Genomic DNA, 12,070 nt, shown 5'->3' on the forward strand with positions numbered 1-12,070 from the left:
CATCATTACGAATTACTAAATATTTGCTACAACTTCCCCAATCTTGCTAGTGTCATAGCCGCCGAGAATCTCTAATTGCGATCGCACTAGCTGATGTCCCAAGATACTGAGGAACTGTTTTACTGGTTCTTCTTCCAAGTATTCTTTAATAATCACCAAGTCGTATCGCGCACTATGAAGGGGGATAAATCCCAACCCAAAAGCAGCAGCTATAGATGCCGTACTGATCCCTGCATCAGCAATTCCTGAGACTACAGATAAGGCAACATCTTGATGGCTGTGAACGATATGGGTAAATCCTTTCACAGTCTGGGATGCCACTCCTTCTTCTTGGAGTTTCCGTTCTAAAAGCATCTGACCGCCAGAACCCGCTTCATGGGTGACAATAGTTGCTCCAAATTCTACTAAGTCGGAAACTGTTTTAATTCCCCTTGGGTTTCCTGATGGGACTAACAAACCTTCTTCCCAAACTCCAAGAGTAATCAAAACGGCACTCTTGCCTGTTAAGGCTTCCCGCGCAAAGGGAATGTTATGTTCCCCAGTTTTGGGATCGTATAAGTGCATTCCTGCAATATGAACTTCACCTTTGCACAGACTACGTAATGCAGCCTTGCTGTGGGCGAAACGATAATGAATTCGCAGTTGCGGATGCCAACGTTCAGTTGCTCTTGCCAAGAGGGAAAGCACAGGTGTACAACCAGCAATCACAACTGTATTGTGTAGTTTGTCTATATCATCCAGAATCCGAACCAGGACTTTATTTGTAACGTTTTGGTTTTGTGCTTCACCCTCCGATTGACGCTCATTACTAGCTACTTCTGACGCTAATGGCAATTTGCTGATGCTGGGTAACTGTTCCACCCTTACGGATTCCTTAGCATCAGGGTAGATCGCTGCAAGCGTCTCACCATCAGCTGGAATCATTTCGATCCGAAAAGCATCATTCCCAACGAGGGGATAAGCTATCCATTGATCCCCAACCCGCGCTAGACTAACTCGCGATTGCCGTTGCTTAGGGACTGATCCCGCAAGAATTGCCTCAACTTCTGGTAAATCTTCTTCAAACCAGAATAAGTCCTCGACTTGGCAGCCAAGAGCCTTGGCTAAACGCAGTGACATAGCAACAGAAGGAGCATATTGCCCTAGTTCCACACCACCAATACTCTGACGAGTTACGCCAGCTATATTAGCTAATTCTTGCTGACTCATACCCAAGCGAGTTCTAATTGACTTCAGGTTATTGCAAAGATTCACATCCAGTTTCATGAGGCTGTATATCTCCGTTAGAAAAAGCCACAGCAGACAAACTTAAATCTGTTGGGTCAATCGCAAGGTTTTCTCGTATTTGCCGCTTTTGTTGTCAGACATATTGATGTTTTGACAATTTTGCTTATTTGCTGCAAGCATAGCATACATATCGCTAGAATACTTGCATTTTTGGATACTATTTTAGTGATTTAGCGTAGCTTGCTGCCGTAGGCATCGCCAACGGTAGCAAGCTACGTCACCAAAAAAAACTTAGTCCGAGTGCGGGAAATCCTGATCTAGATGCCAATTGCCTTTTTTAGTTGGTACTGCCACCCACTGGAGTTCCAACCATAAGATCGGGTTCTTTTCCTTCAACCTTGAGGCGGGATCGCGAATAATGCGTGTGGCATTTATGCAAACAGCCTGACATATCCCCAAATCTTGAGCAACGCCTCTGAAAACATCTTTGTTGTCATTAATTGAGGCAAACAGCATATTAGGATAATAAACAACAAAATGTTGTATAAGTTTTGGAGGGCAGCCCCAGTAAGAGTTTACGAGTTCGACGTGGCAGTACTGGAGCAACTCACCTACTTTGGCACAGCGTTCCTTGACTATGGTGATAAATTTTTCGACTAAAACCTCTTCGGTCAACATAATGAGTTCTCCTCCTTCAATGAGGTAGACGAATTTTGGCGTGGTTCAGAACGCCGATTTCTCAAATGGTGGTAAGAAGTTTACGCAGTTTTTTCTGCTTTTTCGAGTCAGAGATCGCCAATTGCTCCAGACACTTTGTATGAGGGATAACCCCTACTGCATCGTCCTATTCAAGAGGTATCTCCGAAAATGAATCTGCAACCTTTGTGGAGTTTGGGCTAATACCTAATGTTTGGAGGTGTCTAAACAACCCAAACTGTACCAGCAGTTCCTCTAGCTGATCGTTAGACATAGATTTCGGAGTGACAAAATCTGTATTCTGGTCAATTGCCATTGCTAGGTTGCGATAGTGCTGCGCCTGTTCAGACTCAGGAGCATACTCAATCACCGTCTTGCGGTGGAACTCTGCTTGCTGCACCATATTGTCTCTGGGTATGGAGTAGATCATTTGAGTCCCCAGTTTCTCTGCCAGAGCCTCGATCAAATCATCTTCCTCATCGACTTTGCGAGAGTTGCAAATCAATCCTCCCAGACGTATACCGCCTATGGGTGCATACTTTTGAATACTTCGGCAGATGTTGTTGACGGTATACATTGCCATAATTTCCCCAGAAGTGATAATGTAAACTTCTTGAGCTTTGCGTTCACGAATGGGCATGACAAATCCACCGCATACCACGTCACCTAGACCGTCATAAAATGTATAATCAAGTCTAACTGCATCATCATAAGCACCAAGTTGTTCCAGCAACCCAATTGATGTCAGAATGCCTCTACCTGCACATCCTACACCAGGTTCCGGCCCACCCGATTCCACACACAGCGTCTTCCCCCATCCCACCTGGCGGAAGTCTTCTAGATTCAAATCATCATCTTCTTCTTTACGCAATGTGTCGAGTACAATCTTCTGGTGGAATCCTCCCAAGAGAAGCCGGGTGGAGTCTGCTTTTGAGTCACACCCTACAACCATCACCTTACGATCCAGATCAGTGAGTCCAGCCACTACATTTTGAGTTGTTGTGGACTTGCCAACTCCCCCTCTTCCATAAATAGCGATTTTCCGCATAAAAACCTCAATAATGGCGCAGACTTATTAATTCGGCTCCCAGATTATGGTGTAATCAAGCAGAGTATTGAATCAAATTGGAGTTGTAAATCTTGAAAGTATTTACTACCCAGTTTGTGACTTAATTGATGCTGTTAGATAGTGGGCATCAACCGTCTATCCAGCACTATAAATATTGCAGTTATTTGCTAGAAGTTCAACAGCTTCTTACAGATATGGCAGTAAATATTAGCGGGATGCGAGATACAACAAGGGTGCTAAAAATTAGTTCCAATTCTGTTACCAAAAATCCAAAAAACTTCCACAGATACGGCAGGTGAATGAGAAATTTCTGTTTACTCACAGCAAGACAAGTATTATTTTTGCTGCAAAGAAGATACATAGAAAAATCAGTCCAGCCTACGCTATGGCAACAGCTTCGCCAAACGAAAAACCGATTTTTAGGCGGTTTTGCTCCACTTCGATTAACGTTATGCCATCACCAATAACTGATGAGGCTGGTCTGATACTCACTTCAAAGGAATCTAAGGAGTTTTTATTCTGGTTTTAGATTCCCTATAAATAAAGAATATCATACATCTGGCCAATTTACTTGCGCTGAGGAATTAATTTACAAAGAGTATTCGTGGTTACAATTAGTCATCATCTAGAGAGCTTCAAAGCCGATAATTGCGTTATTCTGTTGTTGAAACTTGAGAGAATATCGTCGATTTCTCTTTAGTGAAATATCTATATTGAGGACATAAATTAAATCATTTACCTCTTCATTTCCAGTTAGAATAGTCTGTCTACTCTCTTGACTCAAAGTCTTTTATATAGAATGATTGGGATTAATTTAAATCTATACAGAACTGTCTATTCTAAACGGGCTTTATTCTCATTTTGCAATATTAATTCGCGTTATTGTTATCAGCTTTACTATTATTAATTAGAAAGGTTGATAGGATTTTGAAATCAAGGAACTTAAAGAAGTTTCTGACAAAACTTACATATTAGAAGAGTCTGTCTTCTTCTTAATTGCAACTGGAGCAATCAGCCATGCCAATGAAGTTGTTTAAGTGCGACAAAACTATTCCCGAACGGGAGAAGCACATATATATTAAAGAGAAAGGAGAAGATACAACCCAGTTTCTCCCTAGCGCCCACGTCGAAACCATTCCTGGCTCATTATCTGAGCGCGGATGCAGTTATTGTGGTGCAAAGCTAGTAATTGGTGGTGTTCTCAAAGACACTATCCAGTTGATACATGGGCCTGTGGGCTGTGCTTATGATACATGGCACACTAAACGCTATCCCAGCGACAATGGCAACTTCCAACTCAAATATGTCTGGTCATCGGACATGAAGGAACAGCACGTTGTCTTCGGTGGTGAAAAGCTGCTGAAAAAAGCGATGTTGGAAGCCTTTGCAGAATTTCCTGACATCAAGCGGATGATGGTGTACACCACTTGCTCTACTGCTTTGATTGGTGATGATATCAAGCCTGTAGTCAAAGAAGTAGAAAAAGAACTGGGTGATGTCGATATCTTCACTGTTGAGTGTCCAGGTTTTGCTGGGGTGAGTCAATCCAAAGGACACCATGTATTCAACATGGGGTGGATGACGGACAAGGTAGGAACTTATGAGCCAGAAATTACCAGCCCATACACGATTAATGTGATTGGTGACTACAACATTCAAGGGGATACCTTTGTCCTTGAAAAGTATATGGAAAAAATGGGTGTGCAAATTATTGCCCATTTTACCGGGAATGGTACTTATGACTCATTACGTGGAATGCACAGAGCGCAGTTGAATGTAACTAACTGTGCCCGTTCTGCTGGATATATTGCCAATGAGTTGAAGAAAAAATACGGCATTCCCCGTATCGATGTCGATACTTGGGGCTTTGACTATGCTAAGGAAGGGTTACGCAAAATCGGTGCTTTCTTTGGGATTGAGGATAGAGCCGAAGCTGTGATTGCTGAAGAAGTCGCTAAATATGAATCGAAGTTAGCTTGGTATAAGGAGCGCTTAACTGGGAAAAAGGTCTGTATTTGGACTGGAGGCCCGCGTTTGTGGCACTGGACGAAAGCGCTGGAAGACGATTTGGGAATGAAAGTGGTGGCGATGTCGTCCAAGTTTGGACACCAAGAGGATTTTGAAAAGGTAATTGCCAGAGGTGAAGAAGGGACTATCTATATTGATGATGGCAATGAACTTGAGTTCTTTGAAGTGCTGGAGATGGTCAAGCCTGATTTGGTGTTGACTGGCCCGAGGGTGGGTGCTTTGGTGAAGAAGTTGCATTTGCCTTATGTGAATGGTCATGGCTACCACAATGGCCCTTATATGGGTTTTGAAGGTGCGGTGAATATGGCAAGGGATATGTACAATGCCATTTATTCTCCTTTGATGAAGTTGGCTAAGGATGATATCCGTGGTGAGCAAAAGAAAACTATTATCGCTGAAGAAAATAGTAAACTTGGGGAGAGTGAAGTAGAACAATCCAAATCTTTTGATATTACATCAACCGAACCGATGCCTACGGCGGTAAACTACGCAGTACTTGAAAGTTCAAAATTTGATACTCAACCATTGGTAATACCTGATAATCAACCATTACCTCAACGCCAGCATATTGGAGGTAAATTCTCTACCTTTTTGGAGCAATTGCCTAAATACTTAGGTAGTTTTTCCACTGAATACCAGATGCCAATTATTTGTTTTTCTACAATTATTACAGCGACTATTACAGTTAAGATAATTATAGCTGTCCTAGATGTAATCAATGAAATTCCCCAGTTAAATCTCGTTTTTGAATTGACTGGAATTGGTTACTTAATCTGGTTTGTTTTTCGATATCTATTTAAAGCTTCTACTCGGCAAGAATTAGCTGCACAAATTAGTTTTATCCAAAAAGAAATTGTCGAGGGACAAGATTCATAAGCTATTATGCCTCCACATTTGCTTTCTTTCACGATGAAAGAAAGCACAAGGCAAACAAACACATTCCCCGCACTATGCAAGAACTTGCTTGGATTTTGAGAGCAAATGGCTATGTTGCGTAGGTGTAGCCCGTCGTAGAGATTGCGATCGCTTCTCTACGAACGCGAATAGCGTGTCGGAGACAGAGGCTGCACCCTAAGCATAACTATGCCACAAGGTTTACGGCTTCTGCATAGCTGGCTTTTGAGCAGGGGTACGCTCGCCGTGGGCATCGTAAAAGCACCACAGTCGTAGTTACTAATAAAGTCTTGTCATCCGTGTAAGTCGTGCGAAATAAAAAAACTTTTTACTTAAAGTTTTGATAAAGTCAGCGTTTAATTACGTAGTTGAATTGATTTTTTCCAACCAAGTTGGTATGATAGCTTCAATCAAAAACACAAATTCGTATAAAAAAATATGCGATAAACACTGTTGAATAATTCATAAAGTTTAAATGCTCATATCAATGACTATTTAAGCATTAATAGTGAGGAAGTCGAGACATTTGCCAGCAATCCTATCTATGCGATCGCCATCTGTCGAGTGTCACTCACAATCGAGAATCTGCTTGATAAGTTTCTCGCCCTCAACATTTTTGAAACAAGCTATTAGTAAATCCAAGGAGATAATTTATGTTAAAAACAAAGTTTTTTCAAAAACCATTAATGGTTATTTTGGGGTTAGCATTAGCTACTATTTCTACCGCTCAACCCTCCAAAGCTGCTACCTTTACTTATGAGGGAGATACAACAAATGAACCAATTTGGCGGCGTGTAGCACCAGGGAATCCTCCCACTCTTATCAGTGGTGAAAAAGATGGGAATTTGGGAATGAGTGTACCTTACAGTGTATTTGATTTTACGGTCGATCAATCAGGTTTATATAATATAAGTGGTGAATCTGAACCTACGCCACCTGCAAATAGAAAATGGGATATTTTCTTAGCTTTATATCAGGACAGTTTCAATCCTACTGAACAATTAACCAATGTTCTTATAGCAAATACCACTACTAATGGTAGTACTGTTACTTTCAACCAAGAACTCCTTACAGGACAGAAATATTTTTTAGTTACTACCGGTCGTCGAGTGAATGATTTTGGACAATTTAGCAACACAATAAGTGGTTCGGGTCAAATTACACCGATTCCTGAATCAGATTCAATACCTGCCATGTTAGTCACGGGTGGTATAACTTTACTACTGTATAAGCGAAAAGTAGGTTTAAAAATACAGCATTTCTAAATCACTTGTAAGCATATCTCCAACTTTTTCAGAAGTTGGGGATATGCTTACAAAGTAGGTATGACTGCTATAGTTGCACTCATATAAACAGAATAATCTGTATTCTGCTAACTGCCTTTTGTATTGTTAGTTAACTACTTGTTTCCAGATAATAGAGGAGATCGCCATTCTTTTGCAGGATATCTGAAGCAGTTTTGCTACTTCTGTTCTAAACTGTTCTAAGTCTGAAGGCTTTTGGATATAACTTTGAAATCCAGATGCAAGAGCCTTTTTATCCACCTTATCTTCAGAACTACCAGTAAAAGCGATCGCTGGGATTTCTCTTGTTAGTGGAGATGTAAGTGAACGGACTTGCTGTATTAGCGAGTATCCGTTCTCTAATGGCATGGCGATGTCGATAATTAAAAGATCCACTTGATATTGTTTAATAATCTCAAATGCTGCCGAAGCATTGGATGCCGTTATTACCTGGATTCCATAACTTTCAAAAATATAGGTAATTAAAAAAAGGATATCTGTGCTATCGTCTACCACAAGAATCGTCAATCCTTGAAAAATATCTAAGTCTCTTGTATCTTTTCCAGAACGCGTGTCCTCAAAATTATCTGGCACGATATAATTGCCTCCCTAGTTATCTAATGAATTACAGAGGAAGTCTTACAGGTGACTACTCATGAACTAGCTGCCTAGCGGGCACTATATCAAAAAAATTTTTACTTTTGCAAGCAAATTGGCAAGATGTATTATTTTCTTGCTACGAGATGAGTGCCCTGCCATAGCAGCCTTTTATTTTTTTTAGTCCATAAACATCTGTGATACTTTTTTTGATGAAAGTTCTTGCTCTATACGTTCCCGTAGCGAACCATAAGGGCTAGACACTTGTGTAACGGAAATGTCATATTTGGCAGTAAAGTTCTTAGAGATTTCATCAAAGGCAGTCTTCAAACTGCCAGAATTATACAAAGAAACAGCCCAAACCTGACTAGGCATTGTGACACCTAATATACGAGTAATCAGTGGTATGGCAAATAAATACTTCAAATAAATACTTTTTCATGACTTTTTGTACTAGAGTCGATACTACTGCGAGGTTACAAATATCACATTATTAAGCCTGCGAATTGTAGCGATAGCTACTGTTTTCCCAACTATTTTGGTAAAAATTGTAGAGGACTCTAAAAAATAATCTTGAATACCCATAATGAGTGTTTTCTTCTCAGATGAGGCGATCGCTAGGTTAATTCGGGAAGATGTTCCCTACCTAGATTTGACAACCTACGGACTTGGCATTGGCAAGCAACCTGGTAAAATCGAGTTTTCTACCCGTCATTCGATGACTATTTGCGCTACTGAAGAAGCAGCCAGAGTATTAAAATATTGTGGTGCCGAAGTTCATTATCAAGTCGAAAGTGGTACAGTCTGCCAAGAGAAGCAATTAATTCTTCAAGCTAGTGGCACTGCTCAAGCTTTGCACAGTGGCTGGAGAGTTGCTTTAAATTTGATGGAATACGCCTCCGGCATTGCTTCGCGTACAAGAGTATTAGTAGATACTGCTTCATCAGTAAATCAGTCTGTTTCTATTGTGACTACTCGTAAATGTTTTCCAGGTACTAGAGCGCTTTCCATCAAAGCAGTTCTAGCTGGCGGGGGATTTTTTCATCGCTTAGGATTATCTGAAACAGTTCTGATCTTTAACCAACACCTGATATTCCTGGGAGGTATAGGTGGGTTAATTGAGCGCATGAATGAACTGCGACGACAGTTTCCAGAACAACATATTTGCGTTGAAGTAGATACACCAAAAGATGCTTGGATGGCTGCTCAAGCAGGTGTAGATTTAATTCAGTTTGATAAAATTCCCCTACCAGACCTTGAGCCTCTAGTTTTGAAATTGAAGCAGCAGTATCCAAACTTAAAACTAGCAGCAGCTGGTGGTATTACCTCTGAAAATATAAAGGATTATGCTAGCACTGGTGTAGACATTTTAGTGACAAGTTCACCGTACTTTGGTAAACCATGCGATATTGCAGTCAAAATGACGATGGCGCAGTAGGCATTTTTAATTTAGTTTGATACTTAAAATTGCAGTTGTTAAAACGCAGGAGTTGAGCCAGAAAGAACAGCGCTTAGGCAAGACTTAGAACGGAAGTAAATGGGCGTTTTGCGAAGCTCTTAAGCAGTTGATGAAATAGAGCGATATAGCCATCTATCGCTCTATTCACTGCATCAGGAATTGTAGCATTTATTTGGTCTATTGGTTGTATACACGGAGTAGTCTAGCCGCTCTATGGTTTTGCTTCAACTATAGTGTCGGGATAACTACAACCCTTCCTCATAACTCGGACAGTTTTCCAATTTACAGGTGAGTCTCACTTATAAAGAGTTTATTAACTTGATAGTTACCTATTTATAAGGCAAATAACGACAGCTTAGTTTCTATATAATATTAAGCCGAACTATTTTAAAAAGAAATAAAAATTAATTTTATTTATGTTCTATTACTATATTAGTTGGTATTTTACTCAATAAGTTGGTATTATCTTCATTAGATTACACAGCTTATCCATTTGGAAAAACGCAAATCTAATAAGAGGTTTGCGACTAACTTTGGCGTAAGGATTCATTAGTTTTTAATATGAGTTATTAAAAACTAGCTATTTAGTAGCGTCTGGTAAGGAGTTGAAAGTTTAACGATAGAACCATTTTTATTTTCGTCTAACAGAATCTATTGTCAAATTGCTCAATTTTGGCGGTAACGATACTAATTTTGGTTGAGCAAAACTATCTAACTTTTTCAATATTCAATAGTAAATGGAGAAATGTTTTATGCGTTTTACCCGCACGATCCCCATTGCGTCTTTAATACTATCGATACTGGTTTTATGGCAGCCTACTTTAGCTGACTCAAGAAGTGGTTTTCCCTCGGAAAAAGAAGAAAGAATACCATCTGTCTGGGATAAAAATAAGTGTCTTGGAGGTTTTTCGCCAAGTTTTCGCTTGGGTGGAGAACTCAATAATCCAACCACCTACAACTTGCAAAACCTGAAGAATTTGCGAGATGCTTTAAAAAAACAAAATCCAGCATTAGTTACTGAAATTACTGTCAGCTTTCAAACCGGCTCAGGGCCACGAACAGAAACATACTATGGAGTTCCTCTATGGGAATTGATTAATAATCCGAAAGCCGGAGGTGGTCTAAAACCTGGGAATTCTGGGGTGAATTCTAAAAACTCTTTTCTGAGGCAATATGTTCTAGTTGATGCCACAGATTGCTATGGTGCAGTCGTAGCTATTGGTGAAATTCAACCTAACTTTGAAGGGAAGACAGTGCTAGTTGCATTTGCAAAAAAAGGTACTGATGGTAACGTCGTGCCTTTAACAGATGAAGGATTTGCTCGTTTAGTAGTTCCAGGTGACAAAGCTGGAGGTCGTTACGTTAGTAATGTGAGAAATATCGTCATATTATCTGCTCCTGCTTCTCCTTTGAAACCAAAATATTTCTGAAAACCCGTCTGATTAAAGATGCCTACAACGGAGAGTTCATCTTCTAATACCAGTCTGATATTTAACTTCTTCTGTAAGGCTGAAGATATCTCAGTGAACTACCCAACACCCATCTGAGTACAGATTGGGTGTGGGCTTCCGGTTTCATTGACAAATGCCTTTTCCCCTTGCGGTTTCTTGGTCTTACTTCGCCTCGACTCGGCAAGAACGGGGTTCCCTCCGTCCATAGATAATATCCGAATGCCTTCTGTTCTGATGTTCTGGCTGGCATTGCCGTCCCTATCGTGATGAGATTTACACTTCGGACAATCCCACTCTCTGATATCTAACGGCAACTCATCAACAACATGACCACAGCATGAACAAGTTTTTGAACTGGGGAAAAATCTATGTATTTCAACAAGCTGACCCAATGAGTCCTTTAACTTGTAATCAACGAAATTAACAAACATCCCCCAGCCTACGTCGGATATACTTTTAGATAGCTTCCGGTTCCGTACCATTCCCTTGATGTGAAGGTTTTCCACAACAATAATTTGACTTTCATTAACCAACTTTCTGCTGAGTTTATGCAAAAAATCTTGGCGGGAATTTGATACTCGTTCGTGAACCTTTGCCACTAGTTTTTTGTGTTTGTGTCTTGATTTACTTCCTTTAACTTTTCGAGCAAATTTTTTCTGCTTCCGGGCTAGATTTTTCTCGTGACGTTTCAAGTGTTTAGGGTTGGAATACTTGGTAACTTCCTCTCCATCGTGGACAATCGCAAAGTCCTTTAACCCAAGATCAATACCAAGTATTTTATCTCCACCCAATTTATTATCACTGCATTCACCCTCAACGAAGATTGAGGCAAAGTACTTGTCAGTAGCAGTTTTACTGATGGTGACAGTTTTAATTATTCCCAAAACTTGTCTGTGAAATACTGCCTTCACTTCACCAATCTTAGGAATTTTTAAATTATCACCTACAACGGTAACGCTTTGCGGATACTGAATAGACTGCTTATCAGATTTTGATTTAAACTTGGGAAACTTAGCCCGTCCTTCAAAAAAGTTTTTGTAAGCTTTGTCTAGATTAATAGCTACGCACTGCAAAACTGACGAATAGCAATCTTGCTTTAACCAAGGGTACTCCACTTTCAATTGAGGCAGTAAACCCTTGTATTCACTCATTTTTAATGACTTTCCAGTTTGTTCATAGTGTTGAATGCAAGCATTGAGCGCATAGTTCCAATACCACCTTACACAACCAAACGATCTGGCTAGTCTTTCTTGTTGCTCGGTTGTTGGGTATAGCCTGACCTTAACTGCTTTCAACACTTTTAATCACCTCCTTGTCATCTGATAATATCATAAATGTAGGTAATATGTGGGTACAAAATGAAAAC

General features: G+C 40.2%; 11 protein-coding genes and 1 pseudogene. 6 read left to right on the forward strand and 6 right to left on the reverse strand.

Going from position 1 to position 12,070, the window contains the following annotated elements; all coding sequences use genetic code 11:
* Positions 1-15 precede the first annotated feature (15 nt).
* The 3 genes from FD724_RS36635 to nifH form a co-directional block, all read right to left on the reverse strand.
* Positions 16-1,266: a substrate-binding domain-containing protein gene (locus FD724_RS36635; RefSeq protein WP_179076557.1), complete on the reverse strand. Its 1,251-nt coding sequence runs from the start codon at positions 1,264-1,266 to the stop codon at positions 16-18.
* Between the two features lie 252 nt (positions 1,267-1,518).
* Positions 1,519-1,905: a hypothetical protein gene (locus FD724_RS36640; protein WP_179076558.1), complete on the reverse strand. Its 387-nt coding sequence runs from the start codon at positions 1,903-1,905 to the stop codon at positions 1,519-1,521.
* A gap of 166 nt (positions 1,906-2,071) precedes the next feature.
* A complete protein-coding gene (gene nifH / locus FD724_RS36645) occupies positions 2,072-2,971 on the reverse strand; it encodes a nitrogenase iron protein (protein WP_179076559.1) in 900 nt (299 codons plus the stop codon).
* Between the two features lie 128 nt (positions 2,972-3,099).
* Here nifH and FD724_RS42250 point away from each other — a divergent pair, with 128 nt between their 5' ends.
* The 4 genes and pseudogenes from FD724_RS42250 to FD724_RS36660 all read left to right on the forward strand — a co-directional run bounded on the left by FD724_RS42250 (position 3,100) and on the right by FD724_RS36660 (position 7,179).
* Entirely contained in the window at positions 3,100-3,291 is a 192-nt protein-coding gene (locus tag FD724_RS42250; protein ID WP_179076560.1) for an IS1-like element transposase, read from the forward strand.
* Positions 3,292-4,009: 718 nt separating this feature from the next.
* Positions 4,010-5,395, forward strand: a pseudogene (gene vnfD, locus FD724_RS36655) (nitrogenase vanadium-iron protein, alpha chain); the annotation flags it as partial.
* A 93-nt stretch (positions 5,396-5,488) separates the two neighbouring features.
* A complete protein-coding gene (locus FD724_RS41790; protein WP_306297121.1) occupies positions 5,489-5,896 on the forward strand; it encodes a CAAD domain-containing protein in 408 nt (135 codons plus the stop codon).
* A gap of 671 nt (positions 5,897-6,567) precedes the next feature.
* Positions 6,568-7,179 carry a PEP-CTERM sorting domain-containing protein gene (locus tag FD724_RS36660; protein WP_179076562.1) on the forward strand — a complete coding sequence of 204 codons (612 nt, stop codon included), beginning with the start codon at positions 6,568-6,570 and terminating at the stop codon, positions 7,177-7,179.
* Positions 7,180-7,305: 126 nt separating this feature from the next.
* Here FD724_RS36660 and FD724_RS36665 read toward each other — a convergent pair whose 3' ends face one another.
* The gene (locus tag FD724_RS36665; protein WP_179076563.1) at positions 7,306-7,791 is read right to left on the reverse strand and encodes a response regulator; all 486 of its coding nucleotides are present in this window, start codon (positions 7,789-7,791) and stop codon (positions 7,306-7,308) included.
* 183 nt (positions 7,792-7,974) lie between these two features.
* The gene (locus tag FD724_RS36670) at positions 7,975-8,220 is read right to left on the reverse strand and encodes a hypothetical protein (RefSeq protein WP_179076564.1); all 246 of its coding nucleotides are present in this window, start codon (positions 8,218-8,220) and stop codon (positions 7,975-7,977) included.
* A gap of 160 nt (positions 8,221-8,380) precedes the next feature.
* Between FD724_RS36670 and modD the strand changes: the two genes are divergently transcribed.
* Both modD and FD724_RS36680 read left to right on the forward strand, forming a co-directional pair.
* Positions 8,381-9,232: a ModD protein gene (modD, locus tag FD724_RS36675; protein WP_179076565.1), complete on the forward strand. Its 852-nt coding sequence runs from the start codon at positions 8,381-8,383 to the stop codon at positions 9,230-9,232.
* A gap of 773 nt (positions 9,233-10,005) precedes the next feature.
* Positions 10,006-10,683 (forward strand): hypothetical protein, encoded by a 678-nt coding sequence (locus tag FD724_RS36680; protein WP_179076566.1) that lies wholly within the window; start codon positions 10,006-10,008, stop codon positions 10,681-10,683.
* 98 nt (positions 10,684-10,781) lie between these two features.
* Here the strand turns inward: FD724_RS36680 and FD724_RS36685 are convergent, their stop codons facing one another.
* A complete protein-coding gene (locus FD724_RS36685) occupies positions 10,782-12,002 on the reverse strand; it encodes an RNA-guided endonuclease TnpB family protein (protein WP_306297120.1) in 1,221 nt (406 codons plus the stop codon).
* Between the last annotated feature and the right edge of the window lie 68 nt (positions 12,003-12,070).

The organism is Nostoc sp. C057 (assembly GCF_013393925.1).
Taxonomy (GTDB): domain Bacteria; phylum Cyanobacteriota; class Cyanobacteriia; order Cyanobacteriales; family Nostocaceae; genus Nostoc; species Nostoc muscorum_A.